Below are 20946 nucleotides of genomic sequence, written 5' to 3' on the forward strand. Positions count from 1 at the left end.
GCTGGGGTGCGAAGCGGCCCCAAGATTTTGCGGTCGCTACGCAACCGAGCGGGAGCAAGCTCCCTCGCCACAGGTTCATCACAGCATCAGAAGTTGTGTACAGCTTATAGCTGCGGGGATTCCTGGCTAGGCTTGCTCTTGTCGACACCCGGCACGTGCAGGTTGCCCTCGGCCACTTGGTTGCCTTCAAGCTGCGGCTGCGTCACCCAGGTCAGGATGTCGTAGTAGCGACGAATGTTCGCCACGAAATGCACCGGCTCGCCGCCCCGGGCGTAGCCATAGCGGGTCTTGCTGTACCACTGTTTCTGGGACAGGCGCGGCAGGATCTTCTTCACATCCAGCCACTTGTTCGGGTTCAGCCCTTCCTTGGCCGCGAGTTTGCGGGCATCGTCCAGGTGACCACTGCCCACGTTATAGGCGGCGAGGGCGAACCAGGTGCGGTCGGGCTCCTCGATGCTTTCGTCCAGTTGGTCCTTCATGTAGGCCAGGTACTTGGCGCCGCCCATGATGCTCTGCTTCGGATCCAGGCGGTTGGACACACCCATGGCCTGGGCGGTGTTCTGGGTCAGCATCATCAGGCCGCGCACGCCGGTCTTGGACGTGACCGCCGGTTGCCACAGCGATTCCTGATAGCCGATCGCGGCCAGCAGGCGCCAGTCGACTTTCTCTTTCTTGGCGTAGGCCTTGAAATGTTGTTCGTATTTGGGCAGTCGCTGCTGCAAGTGTTGGGCGAACGTGGTGGCGCCCATGTAGCCAAGAACGTCAACGTGCCCGTAATAACGGTCTTTGAGGCGCTGCAAGGTGCCGTTTTTCTGCACCTTGTCCAGGTAGCTGTTGATCTCGTTGAGCAGGCTGTTGTCCTCACCGGGGGCGACCGCCCAACTCTGGCTGCGGGCATCTCCCAGGTCGAACGCCACGCGCACGTTGGGGAAGTACACCTGGTTCATCGCCACTTCGTTGGAGTCCACCAGCGTCAGGTCGATCTGGCCCTCATCCACCATGCGCAGCAGGTCGACCACTTCAACCGCGTCGGACTCTTCGTATTCGATGCCAGGATATTGCTGCTTCAACTGCGCCAGTTGTTCGGCGTGGGTGCTGCCCTTGAGCACCATGATCTTCTTGCCGGCCAGGGCCGCCGCGTCAGTGGGGCGTGATTGGCCGTTGCGGTAGATGATTTGCGGGGTGACTTCCAAGTAGGAGCGGGAAAACCGCACCTGCTTCTTGCGTTGTTCGCTGCTGACCAGGCCCGCCGCCGCCAGTACCGGACCGTTGGGCTTGCCGATCTGGTTGAACAGGTCGTCGAGGTTGTCGGCGGTCTCGATCTTCAGCTCGACCCCCAAATCGTCGGCGAAGCGCTTCACCAGCTCGTATTCGAAGCCGGTTTCACCATTGCGATCCTGGAAGTAGGTGGCGGGGCTGTTTCGGGTAACCACCCGCAGCACGCCATCCTCCTTTACGCGCTCCAGTGTGTTGGGTTTCTCAACACAACCACTGAGCACCAGGAAGAGTCCGGTTGCGATCAGCCATCTGGCATATCGCGGACGCAAAGCCGTTGGGGAAAACATCTGCGCAGTATACGCAAACGGCCCCTACCGCCATATCTCGACAGCAAAAGGCCAGTCTGCTAGCCATTGCAAAACATGTCCACAACGCAGGCGGGCCGGGGGGCGCAGGGCTTTGCGTCGCTGAAAAATATCTCTTCGGGAGCCTTGGCACGGGTGTCCAATAGCGCCGTGGGCGCAAAGACCGACATTCGGCCAGCACTGCGCGTGCCGTTTCGGGTGCCGTTGCCGGCGGTTTAGGCTAGAATGCACGGCCTCAAAGCACACCCCTTCCCGAGGCTGTCCCGAAGATGTTGATCCTGCGCGGCGCTCCTGCCCTTTCTGCCTTTCGCCACAGCAAACTCCTTGAGCAACTGAGCCAGAAGGTCCCGGCTGTCAGTGGCTTGTATGCTGAATTCGCTCACTTCGCCGAAGTCACCGGCGGTTTGACCGGCGACGAACAGCAGGTGCTCGCGCGCCTTCTGAAGTACGGTCCCAGTGTTCCTGTCCAGGAGCCGGCCGGTCGCCTGTTCCTGGTGCTGCCGCGTTTCGGCACCATTTCGCCATGGTCGAGCAAGGCCAGCGACATCGCCCGCAACTGCGGCCTGGCGAAAATCCAGCGCCTGGAGCGCGGTATTGCCTTTTATGTCGCCGGTGAGTTCAGCGAGGCCGAGGCCCAACTGATCGCCGACGGCCTGCATGACCGCATGACCCAGGTCGTGCTGGGCAACCTGGAGCAGGCCGCCGGCCTGTTCAGCCACGCCGAACCCAAGCCACTGACCGCCATCGACGTACTGGGCGGCGGCCGTGCCGCGCTGGAACAAGCCAACACCGAACTGGGCCTGGCCCTGGCCGAAGACGAGATCGACTACCTGGTCAACGCCTTCCAGGGCTTGAAGCGCAACCCCCACGACATCGAATTGATGATGTTCGCCCAGGCCAACTCCGAGCACTGCCGCCACAAGATCTTCAACGCCAGTTGGGACATTGACGGCCAGGACCAGGAAAAAAGCCTGTTCGGCATGATCAAGAACACCTACCAGATGCACAACGAAGGTGTGCTGTCGGCCTACAAGGACAACGCGGCGGTGATCGTCGGCAACGTGGCCGGTCGCTTCTACCCGAACCCTGAGACCCGCCAGTACGGTGCGGTCCAGGAGCCGGTGCACATCCTCATGAAGGTCGAGACCCACAACCACCCGACCGCGATTGCCCCGTTCCCGGGCGCATCCACCGGTTCCGGTGGCGAGATCCGCGACGAAGGCGCCACCGGGCGCGGTGCCAAGCCCAAGGCCGGCCTGACCGGCTTCACCGTGTCGAACCTGCAGATCCCGGGCTTTGAACAGCCGTGGGAAAAGCCTTACGGCAAGCCTGAACGCATCGTCAACGCCTTGGACATCATGATCGAGGGCCCCCTGGGGGGCGCGGCGTTCAACAACGAATTCGGCCGTCCGGCCCTGACCGGCTACTTCCGTACCTTCGAACAGTCCATCACCACCCCGCGCGGTGAGGAAGTCCGTGGTTACCACAAGCCGATCATGTTGGCGGGCGGCATGGGTAACATCCGCGCCGAACACGTGCAGAAAGGCGAGATCCTGGTCGGCTCCAAGCTGATCGTCCTCGGTGGCCCGGCCATGCTCATCGGCCTGGGCGGCGGCGCAGCTTCCTCCATGGCCACCGGCACCAGCTCGGCGGACCTGGACTTCGCTTCGGTCCAGCGGGAAAACCCGGAAATGGAACGCCGTTGCCAGGAAGTCATCGACCGTTGCTGGCAGTTGGGTGACCACAACCCCATCAGCTTCATCCACGACGTCGGCGCGGGCGGCCTGTCCAACGCCTTCCCGGAACTGGTCAACGACGGTGGCCGCGGTGGCCGCTTCGAACTGCGCAACATTCCGAACGACGAGCCGGGCATGGCCCCGCACGAAATCTGGAGCAACGAATCCCAGGAACGTTACGTCCTGGCGGTCGGCCCGGCGGACTTCGAGCGCTTCAAGGCCATTTGCGAGCGCGAGCGCTGCCCGTTCGCGGTCGTGGGTGAAGCCACGGCCGAGCCGCAACTGACCGTCACCGACAGCCATTTCGGCAACAGCCCGGTGGACATGCCGCTGGAAGTGCTGCTGGGCAAGGCCCCGCGCATGCACCGTTCGGCCGTTCGCGAAGCGGAGCTGGGCGACGATTTCGACCCGTCGACCCTCGACCTCGCCGAATCCATCGAGCGCGTGCTGCATCACCCGGCCGTGGCGAGCAAGAGCTTTTTGATCACCATCGGCGACCGCACCATCACCGGCCTCGTGGCCCGTGACCAGATGGTCGGGCCGTGGCAGGTGCCGGTGGCCGACGTGGCCGTGACCGCCACCAGCTTCGACGTCTACACCGGCGAAGCCATGGCGATGGGCGAGCGCACGCCGCTGGCGCTGCTGGACGCCCCGGCGTCGGGCCGCATGGCGATCGGCGAGACCCTGACCAACATCGCGGCTTCGCGCATTGGCAAGATTTCCGACATCAAGCTGTCGGCCAACTGGATGTCCGCCGCCGGTCACCCAGGCGAAGACGCCCGCCTGTACGACACCGTCAAGGCGGTCGGCATGGAGCTGTGCCCTGAGCTGGGCATTACCATTCCGGTGGGCAAGGACTCCATGTCCATGGCCACGCGCTGGAACGACGAAGGCGTGGACAAGAGCGTGACCTCGCCGCTGTCGCTGATCGTGACGGGCTTCGCCCCGGTCACCGACATCCGCCAGACCCTGACCCCGCAACTGCGCATGGACAAGGGCACCACCGACCTGATCCTGATCGACCTGGGCCGTGGCCAGAACCGCATGGGCGCCTCGATCCTGGCCCAGGTGCACGGCAAGCTTGGCTCGCAGGCACCGGACGTCGACGATGCCGAAGACCTGAAAGCGTTCTTCGCCGTCATCCAGGGCCTCAACGCCGACGGCCACCTGCTGGCCTACCACGACCGTTCCGACGGCGGTTTGCTGACCACCGTGGTGGAAATGGCCTTCGCCGGCCACTGCGGCCTGAGCCTGACCCTCGACAGCGTTGCCGAGTCCAAGGCCGAAATCCCGGCCATCCTGTTCAACGAAGAGTTGGGCGCGGTGATCCAGGTTCGCCAGGACGCCACCCCGGACATCCTCGCCCAGTTCAGCGCGGCCGGCCTGGCCGACTGCGTCTCGGTGATCGGCCAGCCGATCAACAACGCCCACATCAACATCACCTTCAATGGCGACACCGTCTTCGAAGGCCAGCGCAGCCTGTTGCAGCGCCAGTGGGCGGAAACCAGCTACCAGATCCAGCGCCTGCGCGACAATGCCGACTGCGCCGAGCAGGAGTTCGACGCGCTGCTGGAAGAAGACAACCCGGGCCTGAGTGCCAAGCTCAGCTACGACGTCAACCACGACGTGGCCGCGCCTTACATCAAGAAAGGCATTCGCCCACAAGTGGCGGTGCTGCGGGAGCAGGGCGTCAACGGCCAAGTGGAAATGGCGGCGGCATTCGACCGCGCCGGTTTCAACGCGATCGACGTGCACATGAGCGACATCCTGGCTGGCCGTGTCGACCTGAACGACTTCAAGGGCATGGTCGCTTGCGGCGGTTTTTCCTACGGTGACGTGTTGGGTGCCGGTGAAGGCTGGGCCAAGTCGGCGCTGTTCAACAGCCGTGCCCGCGATGCGTTCCAGGGTTTCTTCGAACGTACCGACAGCTTCACCCTCGGCGTGTGCAACGGTTGCCAGATGATGTCCAACCTGCACGAGCTGATCCCAGGCAGCGAGTTCTGGCCGCACTTCGTGCGTAACCGTTCCGAGCAGTTCGAAGCCCGCGTGGCGATGGTCCAGGTGCAGGAGTCGAACTCGATCTTCCTGCAGGGCATGGCCGGTTCGCGCATGCCGATCGCCATCGCCCACGGCGAAGGCCACGCGGAGTTCGAAAGCGAAGAAGCGCTGCTCGAAGCCGACTTGTCCGGTTGCGTGTCGCTGCGTTTCGTCGATAACCACGGCAAGGTCACCGAAACCTACCCGGCCAACCCGAACGGCTCGCCGCGCGGGATCACCGGCCTGACCAGCCGCGACGGCCGCGTCACGATCATGATGCCGCACCCGGAGCGTGTATTCCGCGCGGTGCAGAACTCGTGGCGTTCGGACGACTGGAACGAAGACGCGCCTTGGATGCGCATGTTCCGCAACGCGCGGGTCTGGGTGAACTAAGGCGGTGTACAAGCTCTGCTTCTTCGTTCCGGCCAGCCATTTGGACGTGGTCAAAAGCGCCGTATTCGCTGCCGGTGGCGGGCGAATCGGCGACTATGACCATTGCGCCTGGCAGGTGTTGGGCCTGGGTCAGTTTCGCCCTTTGGACGGCAGCCAGCCGTTCATTGGCGAAGCGGGGCAGGTTGAGCAGGTCGAGGAATGGAAGGTGGAGCTTGTTGTTGCTGATGAGTTGATTCGTGCGGTGGTGGTGGCTTTGAAACGCAGCCATCCGTATGAGACGCCGGCTTATGAGGTGTGGCGGTTGGAGGATTTTTGATCTTCCTGCGCTTGAATCGCTTAAATGAAAAACCCGCTGAGTGGATCAGCGGGTTTTTTATTGGGTGTGGGTTTTGTGTGTATATCCGTTGCTGCGGTCACGGCTGCTGACGGTTCCGCTCTTACAGCGGGTTACTTTTGGAAGAGCCGGGAGCCGGACCAGCCAAAAGTAACCAAAAGCGCTTTGCCCCACCACTTGGTGCCTCGCTTAGGCTCGGCATGCCCTCACTCCGGCATTGCTCCGTGGGCCGCCGCGAAGGGCCATCCATGGCCCAGCGCGGCTAACCCGGCATCCATGCCGGGTTGCCCACTGCGCAATGCCTGCGTTCGGCCAGCGTGGTTAACGGGGCGTCCGAGATCAACGTCCACCGCGAGGCGGCCTTAGAGCCGACCTGGCTCTCCCGGTCGTACACCTGTCAGATCTGTGGGAGCAAAGCTTGCTCGCGAAGACGGCGGCACATCCAATACTGATGCAAGCTGACCCACCGCTTTCGCGAGCAAGCCCGCTCCCACAGTGGTTCTGTGTTGGACATGAATTTTGTGTTCACTGGAGATTAAATGTGGGAGCGAGCTTGCTCGCGATGGCAGTGGTTCAGTCACATGGATGTTGGGCCAGTTGGCCTCATCGCGAGCAGGCTCGCTCCCACAGGAGAAACGCGGTCCCACCAAGAGCCAGGTCGGCTACCAGGCCGCCTCGCGGTGGATGTTGATCTCGGCGCCCCGTTAACCACGCTGGCCGAACGCAGGCATTGCGCAGTGGGCAACCCGGCATGGATGCCGGGTTAGCCGCGCTGGGCCATGGATGGCCCTTCGCGGCGGCCCACGGAGCAATGCCGGAGTGAGGGCACACCGAGCCTAAGCGAGGTGCCGAGTGGTGGGGCAGAAGCGTTTTGGTTACTTTCGCCTGGGCCGGCTTCCGGATTTTCAAAAGTGACCCGCCGTCAGGGCGGAACCCTAAGCCGCCGTTACCGCAGCAATGGATATGTACCCGGTCAACCAACCCGCCATCGCGAGCAAGCTCCCACAGGAAAACAGGGGACGCCTCAGCGCACCTTGAACCGCCCCATGATCGCATTTACCCGCGTGTTGGCTTCCAGCAGCTGCCGAGTATTGGCCTCGCTGGCCAGACCGCCTTCCACCAGTTCCTCCACCATGTGCCGGATTTGCACCATGCTGCGATTGATTTCCTCGGTCACTGCACTCTGTTGCTCGGCGGCGGTGGCGATCTGGGTGCTCAGGCTGTTGATCTGGCTGACGGAGCCGGCCATTTCGTCCAGGCCCGAGTTGACTCGAGAGGTGGCATCGGCGGCTGACTGGCAACTGGCCTGGGTGTTTTCCATGGCCGCGACCGACGAGCTCACGCCTTGGGTCAGACGGGTCAGCATTTCGTTGATTTCCGACGTGCTGGCCTGGGTGCGGGCAGCGAGGGCGCGTACTTCGTCGGCGACCACGGCAAAACCACGGCCTTGCTCACCGGCCCGGGCGGCTTCAATGGCGGCGTTGAGGGCCAGCAGGTTGGTCTGCCCGGCGATGGCGCCGATGACGCCGAGGATCTCGGTGATGCGCTGAGCATCCTGTTGCATGCTCTCGACCTTGCGGGTGGCACTGGCCACTTCATCGATCAGCGCCACCACACTGTTGGACGCTTCACCGACCACCACGCGGGAGCGGTCGGCATGCTCGTTGGCGCGTTGGGTGAACGCCGCGGTCTCGGCCGCGTTTTGCGCGACGCTTTCTGCCGTGGAGCTCATCTGGGTGATGGCGGTCACGGTCTGGTCGGTTTCCGAGGCGTGGCGCATCAGGATTTCGCTGGTGTGGGCCGAGGTGCGCTGCAGATCGCCCAGGCTCGACGCCATGGCGCCCGTGGCCTGGGTGACTTCGCCGATCATGCTTTGCAGGTAAGCGATGAAGCGGTTGACCGAATGACCGATCGCCCCCAGTTCGTCCTCGGCCCGGATGGTGATGCGTCGGGTCAGGTCGGCATCGCCCGTGGACAAGGCGTCGATGTTGCCTTTGAGGACCTTCATGCGATGGGTCAACTGACGGATCGCGTAAAGCTGCATCAACACCAGCAGGATCACCATCGGGATCTGCAGCAGGCTCAGCGTGTTCAATACATCGTCGCGCTGGGCGGTGATCAGGCGGGTTGGCAATGCGGTCGCCAGGAACCATGGCGAGCCTTCGATAGGGCGCATGAAAAACGTGCTGGCCTCGCCCTTGTTGTCGAACTCGACCCGTTGCAGGGGCTGGTCGCGCTTGGCCAGGCCCGCCTTGACCTGGGCGGCGAATGGCGAGGTGGACTCCAGTTCGCTGATGTTTTTCAGCACGATCGGCCCGCTGATCCGCGAGCTGTTGCTGATGATCTTGCCATCACCTTCGACGATCAGCATCTCGGCGCTCAGTTCGGCTTCCTTGCGTGCAATCAGGTCGTTGAAGAAGCCCAGGGTCACGTCAATGGTGGAGACGCCATAAGGCACGCCATTCTTCTGGATCGCCATGGCGCAGTTGGTGCGCGGTTCGGCGCTGGCGTCATCTTTATAGGCCGCGGCCCAGGCGCATTTGCCAGGTGGGGTGGCCATGCCGCCTTTGTGCCAGGGTTGTTCGTAATAGTTGGGCGCGGCGTCACTGTTCCAGAAGGTATTGACCGCCAGCTTGCCGGACGCGTCGCGGTGCCAGAACGTGCTGAATTTGTTGCGCCCCTCGGCCCGCTGATTGGGCAACGGCCAGATTCCGCCGCCGAAGACTTTCAGTTCGCCGTACTGGTCTACCAGGCCGGGCAGTACCTTGTCGATGGCATCGCTGTCGAGCAGCGGGATGGTCTGGGTGATGCTGCGCTGCTGGGCTTGAACCTTGTTCAGTTCGCCCTGGATCTGTTCGGCGACCTCGGCAATGCGGTTCAACGCCACTTGCTCTTCGGTGTGGCGCAGTTTGGGCGCGACCAGGTAGCTGATGCCCAGCACGGTCAGGATGGACAATACCAGCATGAACACAATCAAAAAGAGCGTGTAGCGGGCCTGGATGGTGCGCAATGAAGGCATGTGGAGTCCTTGCACGAAGGCGTCTTGCAGAAACAAGTTGGGATGGGCGTACCAAATTGTATCGGCGTCCTTGCCAAGAGCTTGAGTGCAGGTCGTGATGTCAGGCGGCCGAGCTCGCCTGAGTGTTTTTCCAGGCTTGAGCGTGCGCCTGCAATTCATCGTGAAGCCGTTGCATCGGCGCTGACTGCAGCGTGAGCCTGCGCACCTGTGCGATACGGTGAAACAGCGCCTGCCAGCCGTGCGTGCCGTCGTTGGGGATTATTCCGGTGAAGAAGAAGCCGGCGGCCATCAGCAGGCGGTAGTCAGTGCAAAAGTGCCGGCCGAGGCCGAGTCGCACCGAAAGCGGCCAATGGGCTGGCAGGTGTCGCAACTGCCCGACGAGACAGGCATCCATGCGCTCGGCGACGATGTCGATTCGTCCCGGCAAATGGCTGACTCGCAACGGCTGTATCCCCGTTGGAGTCTCGTCCAGGGTGGTGCCGAATTGCGATGCCAAGGGACCCATCAGCCATTGGTATTGCGCAGGCCATTGGAGATGCGGCAACGGTCGATCGTTGTCGCCGCTGACCTGACAGCCAATCACGATGGTTTCGGCCTGGTCGGTGGCGAACGGAGAGGGCACGAAATCGGGCAGCAAGCCGGTGTCATGAAAACCGAGCCGTTGTGCCAGCCGCTGGCTGTAACGATGACTGGTGACCTGTTTGATCGATAACCTGGCGAGCCCGAGCGCCTGGCAACGGTCCAGGAGTTGCCGCCCCAGCCGCGTGGCAATCTGCCCGCCCTGCAAATCGGGGTCCACCGCCATCAGCGCGAGCTCGGCGTCCTGGGTCGTGGGCTGCAGGCGACACAGTGCGGCATGACCGACCACGCGCTCGCCGATCACGGCGACTAACGAATGCCAGCGGCCCTGAAGATGGTGCTGGCAGATCATCTGCGGCATGTAGACATCTGGCGAGACGTAATGATCGCCATACACTCGGCGGAACAGCTCGCAGGTGCCGGCGCTGTCCGTGGGGCTGAACGGCCTGATGACCACGTGGCTCATGGGAGGCTCCTTGCTGGCGGCATACCGTAGACCCGACGATCGATGATCGACAGGTGCTTGCCGGAACGGGGATGGCGTTCCAGATCCTGTGCGTTGCAGGTCTGGACGTCCACGCGGATTTGATCGAGGCCTGGATATTGCTCGATCAAGGCGTCTTTCAACGCTTGCGAGCGCGTTTGACCAGCGTTCGCCGGTGCATCGGGTAGCCACTTGAGCAACACGCGATCATTGTCCTGGACGTGCTCGATAATCAGCTGCCATTGAAGATCGCCGCCCATGCGCCGGACGACGTGGTTGATTTCTTCCGGAAATAGCGACAGCACGCCAACCCGAACGCGACGGCTCTGCGCGCTGCGCCCTTGCAGGACGAACTTGCGCTGTGGCGTGCCGGCAGGTTCGCACCAGCTGGCCCGATCTCCCACTGGGTATCTCAGGATCGGCATCAGGGTCCGGGTGAGGTTGGTCACCACCAGGTTTCCGGTCTGACCGCAGGCATCGATGACCTCACCGCTCAGGTCGTCGATGATCTCGACCCGTGTCTGTTCGTCAAAAACACGATGCTCGCCCAAGCCGCAATCGGGTGTGCTGGCGCCGACCAGGCCGGCATCCACGCTGGCGTATCCGATCGATGCAAAGCGCGCGTGGGGGAACGCACGCTTCAAGGTCGGCATCTGGCTTTCGAACAGGTTCTCGCCGCCAAACAGGACGGTGGTGATCTGTGGCAGCGCTCGTTCCTGCCCATTGACATGGCTGGCAAAGGCCAACAGGTGCGCAGGCACGCCCACCAGCACGTTGATGCGGTGGGCGGCGATGGCCTCGGCCAACACGTCGAGCTCCACCGAGCCGGTGAAGGGGAACTCGGTGATGGGTACATCCACGCTGCAAAGAGCACCGTGAATAAACAGGAAGCTTGCGTACAGGTCTCCGGAAAAAAACAGATTGGCGATACGATCCCCCGCGACCAGTTGGGCTGACAGGCTGCGGCCGAAGCAGTCAAGCATCAGTTGCCATTCGGCGTGGGTGTACACAGACAATTTGCCCTGGCTGGTCGTGCCGCCGGTTTTGAAAACCAGTGCATCCCTGACGTTGTCGGTCAGTACCTGCCAATTATCCAGGTCATGGCTGTCTTTCCAGTATTCATTTACATCGACAACCGGTAATCGTTCGAACTTGCATCCCTGGGCGGGCAAATGGCTTAGCTGCGTCTTATAGAACGCTGAATGCGTGCGGATGTGATTGAGCCATTGTTCGTAAGATAATGAAGCGCTCATCAGGATTCTCTCAAGGTTCAAGAAACAACGGGCGAGATCAACTCGCCAGCTAATCGGCGGTCAATCACCAGCGGGACTTTGCCGCTGTGTTTATTGCGCTCGAAGCGTTCTACCGGACAACGCTGGACTTCCAGGACCAGCAACCCAGCGGCGACGGACGTGCGCAGCGGCGCGATATCCAGCACCTGGCGACGAACCGTTTCGGTCTCGCTATCGACGCGAATCAGCAAGCGTTCACAACCGCCGTTCTGATGGTCGAGCACGATCTGCATTGCCGCTTGCGCCCGCTCGACCAGGTCCTTGGTGTTGATGAACTCCGTGGCGATGCGTACCAGGCGGCCATGGCGCTCGCGCAGTTCGAATCTCGGCGACTCCAGGCCACACGTGCATGAACCCGATAGCCAACGTCCGAGGTCGCCGACTTCATAGCGCTGGAGGGCGCGCGCCTGGCGCTCGCGGGAAGTGAACAGCAGGCGTCCGGTTTCCCCGAGGCCGACCGGCGCGTCATCTTCCAGGCGGACGATTTCCAAGGATTGGATATCGTCCATGAGATGGAACACACCGTTGCCGCCGGCGATGCAGGCGTGACCGAGGGGCCCTGCGTCGACGGTGCCGTAGATAGCCGAGCAAATGTAGGTGACGCCACATTGCTGCAATAGCTGTCGGCTTTCTTGCCCCAGGTGTTCGCCGCCCAACATGACTTTGCGCACGCCACCGTAGCCCTGCAGCGTCGGCTGCTGGCTGGAGAACAGGCGATGCAAGGTACTCGGCATGCCGACCACCGTGTTGATCCGGTGGTCGACAATCAGCTTGGCGATTTCGTCGAAGTTGTCGTCTGGTGGTGCGCTCATGGGGAAATGCACGACATTCATCTGTTCGAGGATTTTCGTGAAACTGAGGAATCCGCCGTACAGGCTGCCGCCGTAGAAAAGATTGATGACCCGGTCCTGCGCAGGGTCCAGGCCCGCCGCGCGCAGTCCGTCGGCGGCAGCGCGCATGTGGCGGTAGAAATCCCGGTGACTGTAGGGCGATAGCACCGGTGCGCCGCTGCTGCCGCCGGAGCGGAAGAACAACTGTGCTTGAGGGGCTGGAGGCAGCGCCATGAAGGCGGTCTTGTCCAGGATCGGTGTCGAGGGGCACAGCGATAACGCGGCCGGGGACGCATCCAGTGTGACGCGATGATGGGCGACTTGCGCTTCGAGGCCGACCGATACGCGGCGACTCAATCGCTGCAACGCATAAACACCATCGTGGGGCTCACCATCATAGCCTTGCTGGATCTGCGCGGTGGAGGTCACGCGAGTGACGCCGGCGGTTATCAGGCGGCGTGCCAGAGCGGGTGCTCGTTCCGGTTCGCAGATGAGGGCGCAGCTCTGCAGCACATTGCGCCATGGCAGTAAGGTTTCAGCGAGCATTCCTTCAGGCACTGGTCGCAAGAGCAACGTTCGAAACAGCGGCGAGGGTTGCAGCGCGTGGTGATGCTCCCAGAGGATGCGCCAGCCGTTACCCGACCAGACCTGGCCGGTTTTTCCCGCGAAGCTGTAATCCAGGCGGGCCAGCGCCGTTCGGGTGGTGATTTCACACGCTTCGGCGGCGGTGGTTTCCAGCGCGGGCCAGTGCTCGGCCCGGCGTTCGAAAGCGGCAGCCAGGGCGTCGCCCAATGCTTGCATCCGGGCAGGCTCGTCGCTGTCGACCAGCAGCCATTGTGGGCTGGAGCACGCTTGCTGATCGAGGCGGCAGATCTCATCCACCAGGCTATCGAGCGCCTGCGCGCTGGCAGCGAGAGAGCAAATATAGGCGAAGCTGATCCGATGGCCCCAATCGATCCAGCGGCAGCCGCTGGGAAGCTGCTCGCGCAATGCTGTCAGGGCCGTCTCGCCGCCCCAAGCGCTGACGCCTTGTGCCAGTGCGAAGAGGCGGCCGGTTTCCTGGGCGGGCACGGGCAATACCGCCAGGTAATCACGCAGGCGGCCACTCGGGTCGCACGCCAGGAATGCCGCGAGCAGCCGCGCCGTGAAGTCACCGTCACGGGTACTGGGTCGTAGCCAGTTCACATTGCCCGCCAACAGGCCTTCCACTGCCGCGCAAAATCCCAGCAAGGGTGAATTGCCCGGCGTCACATGCACCACCAGGCCCAGGGGCTGCCAGCTTTCGAAGGGCCCGTCACAGTAATCGATCCGCCGTAACGAGCGCGGGGTCAGGCCCAGTTCGCGCTCCAGCTTGAGGCTCAGGTGCGTGCGGTCACAGAAGGCGATCAGGGCCTGGCGCTGTTCCTCGTCGAGCATCGGGACCGGGTCGGACGTGCGCAGCCTCTGCACGAACGCTTCTGCGCAATCGAACACCTCTTCGCTGCGGGGCGGCTGGTCCAGGAGGGCGGGCAGCTGTGCTTGCAGATGTTCAAGTGCTGCATCGAGCGCCAGTTCGGCGTTCAGTTGACCATTGATGAGGTACATATCAGTTTTCCTTGATCAGTTCAGCGGCGGCCATGGCGCAGCTTCGGCTGGCACTGGTGCCGGCCCGGCCGTGCAGTTCGAACCATTGAGTGGACAGGCCGCATTCGCAGTTGGCCGGATGCAGGGTTGCCAGGTCGCTCATCACCACGGCGTGTGCCGGACTGGACGAGATGTAGGGGGCGACGAACGACAGCAAACCGGGTTCGCCCAGCGGCTGGACACTGAAGTCCGAGGGGTGACGTACGAAAATTTTCGAATAGACCGGTACGTGGAATCGATGATGATCGCACTCGATGTAAGGCACAGCGTGCTCGACCGCGCCGTAGCCGTCGCGGCACCGATCGGCGTCGATGCCCAATTGCCGGGTGATGCGTTGATAGACCTGATGGCGGGGGATTTCCTGGGCTGCCTGTTTCTTCCACCCCCCACCCAGGAAGACCAGCGATTCGGGGGCAAGCACCAAGTCCGGTACAGCGGTTTCACGCATGCGTTCGAGGACATGCCACAACAGGGCAGGGAAACCGAAGATCCGCACCGGCAGGCCCTCTTCGGCAAAGGATTGCAGGGCGCTGATCACGCCGAAGACATCGAACTCATGGCCTTTACCGGTGCGTCGCAAGGCATAGGCGACGCGATTGGCCGGTGCGAAGCGACACAGGAACTGATCGGTATACGCCGTGCCGAGCCGATTGGCTGCTTCGGGTTCATGGCTCAAGAGCAGGTAGTTACACGGCGTATCAGGCGTAGACCAGCCGTAATGCTCGAAGATTCTCGCCACCATGCCTTGGGCCGCGGTGATGCTGCGCTCGTCATAACGCATGCGGCTTTTCTGGCCGCTGGTGCCGGAGGACGTGAGCTCCAGTGCGTCTTCGGCGGTGGAGCTAAGCACTAATCGCTGCTTGAAATAGCTGGCGTAAATGGGCGGCAGGCGCGACCAGTCAGTCAAATGCTCCAGGTCATTGACACAGAGCCCGTTGGCGTTGAGCCAATGTTCATAGCCGGGTGTGTGCTGACAGTGGAACAGGCTGATTTCGGCCATGGCTTTATCGAACAGCCCCGGCGGCACCGAATCGCAGCCATACGGCTGGGGCAACGCGCATAGCGCATCGGCATGGGGAAAGTGACTCATCAGGTAATCCTCAGGGAAGGAGGGAAGGTAAATTCAGACGTGAGCGGCGGGTTGTGATGAAAACAGGCGCAATGCAACGAGGCAGCTCAGCCCGGCGATGCCGACCATCAACGCGAAGGATTCCAGGCTCGCCCCGGCACCCAGCAGCGCCAGCAGTGAGCCCACCGCGCTCATCACCGCAATGGAAATCATCCCGACCATGGCCGAGACCAATCCTTTGCTGTCGTCGCTGGCGAATAGGGCCAGTCGGTACAACGCGGCATTGCCCATGCCGAGCCCGACCGCGTACAGCGACAGGGCGCTGACCAGTACGGGAAGAGAGAGGGCGAATTGACTGGCGACCACCAAGGCGATCAGGCCCGTACAGAACGGCAACAGGCTGTAGCCAACCACTCGACGCACGCCGACACGTTCCACCAGGGCGTTGAGCAGCAGATTGCCGAGGATGACCGCCGAGAAAACCGGAATCTGCCAGATGCCGTAGAGCAGTGGAGAAAGGCCCTGGCCCTGGATCAACAACAGTGGAGACAGGCCGATCCAGGCGATCAGGGGCAGGCTCATCAACCCCAGCGCGACGCTGGCCGACATGAACCCCACATGGCCCAGCAGCGCGCCGTAGCGCCGGACCAGCGAACGCATGTCCAGTGGTTGAGCGGGAGGAGTGTTATCGGCGAGTCGAGCCGCGGCGCTATTTCCCGGCATGAACCACCACAAGGCCAGCCAGCCCAACATCCCGAGGCCGGCCAGCAACATGAACAGCTCGCGCCAGGACAGCCATTGCAGCAACAGCCCGCCCGCCAAGGGCCCCAATAGCGGCGAGAGAAGGGCGAGATTGCCCAACAACGCCATGACTTTCACCGCCGTGGACTCGCAAAAGACCTCTTGAATGGCCGGATAGCTGACGGCTATCACGAAGCCCAACCCCATCCCCTGGATCAAGCGCAGCCCATTGAAACCTTGCATGCTGGTGACTTGGGTGATCGCTGCGCAAGCCAGCACGAATCCGGCACACCCAGCCAGCATGAACGGGCGCCGTCCATGGCGATCCGACAGCGGACCGATCAGCCATGGCAACAGGATGCCGCCCAACAGGTACAAGTTGAATGCATAGGGAATTTGATCGGCGGACGCGTCCAGGTCCCGCGTCACCATGAGCATGGCGGGCATGACCAGGTCGCTGGCCATGTAGGTAAGGAGTTCAAAGGCGGCGATTGCCAGGCAGAAGCCTGCCAAGCGAATGGATGAAAAAAGGGGCGGCTGATTTTGCATGAGTTCCCAACGTTGGCTTTCGAAAAGAAGAAATCACTTCTTTTTCGAGAGTACGTGGGTGACGTCCACGGTCGTAAGACGCCTTTTCCTTAGTGAGTAGTGGAAAGCGGACCTGTGCGCGTGGGAAATATCCTTCAGAGAATATTCCATCGCTCGTTGGTAAATAATCTGACGCCCGTTGACGTAGATGACCAATCCTCTACAGGCACAGTCGCGCAGAAATATGCCACGGCTGTAACATATGGCCTTGCTTGCATCGCGCAATGACGTCGGCGAAACAATGTCTAGGCAGCGCGCGGGATGCAGAACGAATCACTTCAGGAAGCTGGCAAATGACTCATTCGCAACGTTTGAAATACTCGATTCTGATCGTCCTCGTCGTCCTGGCAATCATGCTGGGGCTGTCGTGGATGCAGGGCAAGGGCATGATCAGCGAGCAGCTGTTTCAATACATCGCCGTCGCCGTGGCGGTCATCGTAGTGGTGATCAATGGCGTGATGCGGCGCAAGGTCAAGTCTTGAGCGCCGGCTTCAATCCTCGGCCTGGAGCACGGCCATCGCACGGGGGTGCAGGCAGTAGCTCTTATCCGGGTTGAGGGTCACGACCCCCTCGCTGCACAGGCGCTTCAACACCTCGCGCACGCTGAGAAAGGACAAGGGAATGTCCAGCCCCAACAACTGACTGTGCACCCCGCGCACGCCCAGGCTGCGGTTTTCATGGGCGGCCTTGAGCAGCGCGTCGATGACTTTGAGGCGAATCAGGCTGGTCCTGAGCCCGAAACTCTTGAGCAAGCGCCTGATGTGCTCATTGCCGCCGCGCTCTGTCGGCCTGTCGAATACACGGTGGGGGGCGCTCAGCGAGACGCCGGTCGCCCTTGGCTTGCCCTCCATGGGCAGTTGCGCGTTACGCATGCAAAAACTCCTTACCAGCCTGATCAGAAAAGGTCACGGATACTCTCCTGTAATAGGACGAACGAGGACGCACAATCATGAGGGCCATGATGTGAAAAAATTGCCCTTGCTGCGTCAAACCCCCGCGTTCAAAAGGCTGCCAGTCATTAATTTTTTTTCATCCGGTTCGTTTTCAAGGTAGGCACATTCCGGTCCAGCAGGCGGCATGTAATTTCCCAGGCGGGCCGGTTGTTTGTCTTCTGTGGCACCCGGTAGCCGTCCTGGTTTCTGCAGTTTTCATCAGGAGTGAACGTGAGAATGTCCGGGCAGTTATCGAGGATGGGCCTCGCAGGCGCTTTTCTGGGGATAGCCCTCGGGCTCAGCCCCGTGGTCGATGCGCAAGACGAGGGGCAGCAGGCCAGTGCCGAGATCCGTCGCACCCGTTTTGGCATACCGCATATCCGCGCGCAGGATGAACGCGGGCTGGGTTATGGCATCGGCTACGCCTACGCCCAGGACAACCTGTGCCTGCTGGCCAATGAGATCGTCACGGTCAACGCCCAGCGCTCGCGCTATTTCGGGCCGGCGCAGGTCACGGTCGAACGGCGGGAGAACCGCGTCAGCGATCTGTTCTTCAACTGGCTCAACACCCCGCAAGCGGTTTCCGGTTTCTGGCAGGCCCAGACGCCCCAAGTGCAGCAACTGGTCGAAGGCTACGTGGCGGGTTACAACCGTGCGCTGTTCGAACGCAAGGCCCAAGGCCTGCCCGAACAATGTGCCAGCGAGTGGGTGCGGCCGATCACCGCGCTGGACCTGGTCAAGTTGACCCGCCGGCTGTTGGTGGAAGGCGGCGTCGGCCAGTTCGCCGAGGCCCTGGCCGGCGCGCAACCGCCCAAGGCGAGCGCGTTCGCGGGTGCGCCGGCCGCCGGTTTCGCGGCTGCCGCAACCCGGCAGCAGCGTTTTGCCCTGGAGCGCGGCAGCAATGCGCTGGCCATCGGCAGCGAGCGCTCGTTCAACGGCCGCGGGATGTTGCTGGCGAACCCGCATTTTCCGTGGCTGGGCGGCATGCGTTTCTACCAGATGCACCTGACCATCCCCGGCAAGCTGGACGTCATGGGCGCGGCGCTGCCCGGCCTGCCGATGATCAACATCGGTTTCAGCCAGCACCTGGCCTGGACCCACACCGTCGACAGCTCAAAACATTTCACCCTGTACCGCCTGCAACTCGACCCGAAGGACCCGACCCGCTATCTGCTCGACGGCACGTCTGTGCCGATGAGCCAGCAGACGGTCGCGGTGGACGTCAAGCAACCTGACGGCCAGGTGTAGACGATTTCCCGAGTGGTCTATGGCTCGCGGTTCGGCCCGATCGTGCAATGGCCTGGCCGGTTGGACTGGGATAACCGGTTCGCCTACAGCCTGCGGGACGCGAACCTGGAAAACGATCGCGTGTTGGCCCAGTGGTACGCCATGAACAGGGCGGTCACGCTCAAGGATCTGCAGGACGCCGTCCATAAGATCCAGGGTATTCCCTGGGTCAATACCCTGGCGGTGGATGACCATGGGCAAAGCCTCTACATGAACGTGTCGGTGGTGCCGAACGTCGACGCCGACAAACTGGCCCGATGCAGCGACCCCAGGGTTGGGTTACGACTGATCGTGCTGGATGGCTCGCGCAGCGAGTGTGCCTGGGGCATCGATTCCAAAGCCATGCAAAAAGGCATCTATGCCGCCGACAGGCTTCCGCAGTTGTTGCGCCGCGATTACGTGCAGAACTCCAACGATTCGGCCTGGATGGTCAACCCTGCACAGCCGCTGTCCGGTTACTCCCCGGTGATCAGCCAGCAAGGCCAGCCCCTGGGACTGCGGGCGCGTTTTGCGCTGGAGCGAATGGGCCAGTTGGCCAAGAACGGGCCGGTGAAGGTCGAGGATTTGCAGCGCATGGTCATGGACGACCAGGTTTACCTGGCTGACCAGGTGATGCCGGACCTGCTCGGCGTGTGCGCCGGTGACCTGGGCGCCGATGCGTCGGCATTGGGCCAGGCTTGTGCCAGCCTCAAGGCCTGGGATCGCAAGGCCGGCCTGAATAGCGGCCTGGGGTTCGTGCATTTCCAGCACATCATGGACCGGTTGCAGGCGGTGCCTGATTCATGGCGCGTCGCCTTCGACCCCAAAGATCCGCAACACACCCCGCGCGGCCTGGCGATCGAGCGTCCGGCCGTGCTCAAGGCCGTGCGCGATGCCATGCTGGCTTCGGTGGAGGCGGTGAAGGTCGCCGGGTTGTCGAAAGACAGCCAATGGCAAGACGTCCAGGTGGCCAGCAGCGGCAGCCGCCGGACACCGATTCACGGCGGTCCCGGGGAGCTGTGCATCTACAACGCGATCCAGAGCGTGCCGGGGGCGAACGGCAAGCGGGAGGTGGTCAGTGGGACCAGTTATCTGCAAGTGGTGACGTTTGACGGCAACGGTCCGCAGGCCCAGGGATTGTTGGCATTCTCCCTCTCCAGCGACCCGGCATCGCCTTATTCGACGGACCAGACCCAGGCCTTTTCGCAAAAGCAGTGGAGTGTGCTGCCATTCACTGAACAGCAGATCAAGGCCGATCCGCACTATCAGGCGTTGATTATCCGCGAGCGTGATGAAACGGGCAGGGTGGCGACGCAATAACCATCACATTCAGAAGGAGGCAGGCTGGCCCACCGCTATCGCGAGCAAGCTCGCTCCCACAGGGGAAGCCTTCAGTTATTGGACCGGCCGCTGCCCGATGGAATTGAGGACCGGGTTGCCGTCCTTGTTCTGTGTCAGGTAGACCGGCAGGACTTTGGGCAGCGAAAGCACCAGGTTCTGCACTTCGCTGATGTTGTAGACGCCACCGATACGCAGGCCGCCGGTGCTGTTATCGGCCAGCATGACGGGCCGGTCGAGGTAGCGGTTGATCAGAGGCAGTGCATCGCTCAGGGCGAGGTTATCCAGCACCAGCTTGCCGTTGCGCCACGCCAGCGAACTGTCATTGGGGCCTGTCTCACGTACTTGCGGTTGCGGGTCGCCCGCCTTGTAGCTGGCCTGCATGCCCGGGGAAAGCGGCAGGCCGTCGCGGGTGAGGGCCTGGTTGCTGGTCACCCTCACCGAACCTTCCAGTAGCGAAACCCGTACATGGTCCTGGTACATCCAAACGTTGAAGCGTGTGCCGGTCACGCGCACCTGGCCTTGGCCGGCCCGAACGACAAACGGGTGCTGTTTGTCATGACTGACATCAAAAAACGCCTCGCCTTTTTTCAGTGTTACCCGGCGTTCGTTTTTGTAGTTGGCAAATACCAGCTCACTGCCCAGGTTGAGCTCTACCTGGCTACCGTCGCCCAGGATGACATGGCGAACGCTGGCGCCGGCTTCGAAGCGCTGGTAGGAATTGGCAATCCAGCCCAGGTTCCAGCCAGTGTAAGCAGCGATGGGCAGGCCCACTGCGAGCACCGCAGCGGCGACCGCCAACCGGCTCCAGCGCGACCGGTGGCGAGGCGCTGGGGCGGCCGGTGCCGACTCGACGCGCGGCAGATGATCGGCAACAGCCCAGATTTCCAGCATGGCTTCGTATTCGAACGCATGCAGGGGATCGGCATCGTGCCACTGTTTGAACGCCTGCCGTTCGGCATCGGTGCAATCGACGGCATGCAAGCGCATGCACCAATGGGCAGCGGCATCGGTGATGGCGTCGTATTCGGCTTCCGAGAGGGTATGTTGGGTCATTGACTCTTCCTGGTTTGCCGCATTCTAACCTCCGGCATGAGCCGCC

General features: G+C 62.2%; 12 protein-coding genes and 1 pseudogene. 4 read left to right on the plus strand and 9 right to left on the minus strand.

What is annotated here, in order from left to right:
- Positions 1 to 104 precede the first annotated feature (104 nt).
- On the minus strand, positions 105 to 1565 hold the full coding sequence (gene mltF, locus LQ215_RS07985) for a membrane-bound lytic murein transglycosylase MltF (protein ID WP_230148637.1): 1461 nt from the start codon (positions 1563 to 1565) through the stop codon (positions 105 to 107).
- A 287-nt stretch (positions 1566 to 1852) separates the two neighbouring features.
- On the opposite strand from mltF, the gene purL reads away from it, so the two are divergent.
- Positions 1853 to 5749: a phosphoribosylformylglycinamidine synthase gene (gene purL, locus LQ215_RS07990; protein WP_230148639.1), complete on the plus strand. Its 3897-nt coding sequence runs from the start codon at positions 1853 to 1855 to the stop codon at positions 5747 to 5749.
- A 4-nt stretch (positions 5750 to 5753) separates the two neighbouring features.
- On the plus strand, positions 5754 to 6065 hold the full coding sequence (locus tag LQ215_RS07995) for a Nif3-like dinuclear metal center hexameric protein (RefSeq protein ID WP_230148641.1): 312 nt from the start codon (positions 5754 to 5756) through the stop codon (positions 6063 to 6065).
- A gap of 1042 nt (positions 6066 to 7107) precedes the next feature.
- On the opposite strand, the gene LQ215_RS08000 is transcribed toward LQ215_RS07995, so the two are convergent.
- The 6 genes from LQ215_RS08000 to LQ215_RS08025 form a co-directional block, all read right to left on the minus strand.
- Entirely contained in the window at positions 7108 to 9102 is a 1995-nt protein-coding gene (locus LQ215_RS08000; protein ID WP_230148642.1) for a methyl-accepting chemotaxis protein, read from the minus strand.
- 100 nt (positions 9103 to 9202) lie between these two features.
- Positions 9203 to 10147 (minus strand): GNAT family N-acetyltransferase, encoded by a 945-nt coding sequence (locus tag LQ215_RS08005; protein ID WP_230148644.1) that lies wholly within the window; start codon positions 10145 to 10147, stop codon positions 9203 to 9205.
- Complete coding sequence (locus tag LQ215_RS08010) at positions 10144 to 11418, minus strand: phenylacetate--CoA ligase family protein (RefSeq protein WP_230148646.1); 1275 nt, start codon at positions 11416 to 11418, stop codon at positions 10144 to 10146. Before LQ215_RS08010 ends, LQ215_RS08005 begins: the two co-directional genes overlap by 4 nt.
- Positions 11419 to 11435: 17 nt before the next feature.
- The gene (locus LQ215_RS08015) at positions 11436 to 13871 is read right to left on the minus strand and encodes an acyl-CoA reductase (protein WP_230148648.1); all 2436 of its coding nucleotides are present in this window, start codon (positions 13869 to 13871) and stop codon (positions 11436 to 11438) included.
- A 1-nt stretch (position 13872) separates the two neighbouring features.
- Entirely contained in the window at positions 13873 to 15000 is a 1128-nt protein-coding gene (locus tag LQ215_RS08020) for an acyl-protein synthase (protein WP_230148650.1), read from the minus strand.
- Between the two features lie 33 nt (positions 15001 to 15033).
- Complete coding sequence (locus LQ215_RS08025; RefSeq protein ID WP_230148652.1) at positions 15034 to 16269, minus strand: MFS transporter; 1236 nt, start codon at positions 16267 to 16269, stop codon at positions 15034 to 15036.
- A 332-nt stretch (positions 16270 to 16601) separates the two neighbouring features.
- Between LQ215_RS08025 and LQ215_RS08030 the strand changes: the two genes are divergently transcribed.
- A complete protein-coding gene (locus tag LQ215_RS08030; RefSeq protein WP_230148653.1) occupies positions 16602 to 16790 on the plus strand; it encodes a hypothetical protein in 189 nt (62 codons plus the stop codon).
- A gap of 9 nt (positions 16791 to 16799) precedes the next feature.
- Here LQ215_RS08030 and LQ215_RS08035 read toward each other — a convergent pair whose 3' ends face one another.
- Positions 16800 to 17180 carry a fe2+ zn2+ uptake regulation protein gene (locus tag LQ215_RS08035; RefSeq protein WP_230148655.1) on the minus strand — a complete coding sequence of 127 codons (381 nt, stop codon included), beginning with the start codon at positions 17178 to 17180 and terminating at the stop codon, positions 16800 to 16802.
- A 297-nt stretch (positions 17181 to 17477) separates the two neighbouring features.
- On the opposite strand from LQ215_RS08035, the pseudogene pvdQ reads away from it, so the two are divergent.
- Positions 17478 to 19826 (plus strand): annotated as a pseudogene (gene pvdQ / locus LQ215_RS08040) (bifunctional acylase PvdQ).
- A gap of 75 nt (positions 19827 to 19901) precedes the next feature.
- On the opposite strand, the gene LQ215_RS08045 reads toward pvdQ, so the two are convergent.
- The gene (locus tag LQ215_RS08045) at positions 19902 to 20900 is read right to left on the minus strand and encodes a FecR family protein (protein ID WP_230148657.1); all 999 of its coding nucleotides are present in this window, start codon (positions 20898 to 20900) and stop codon (positions 19902 to 19904) included.
- Positions 20901 to 20946 lie beyond the last annotated feature (46 nt).

Origin of the sequence: Pseudomonas brassicacearum (assembly GCF_918698105.1) — a bacterium.
GTDB lineage: Bacteria > Pseudomonadota > Gammaproteobacteria > Pseudomonadales > Pseudomonadaceae > Aquipseudomonas > Aquipseudomonas brassicacearum_F.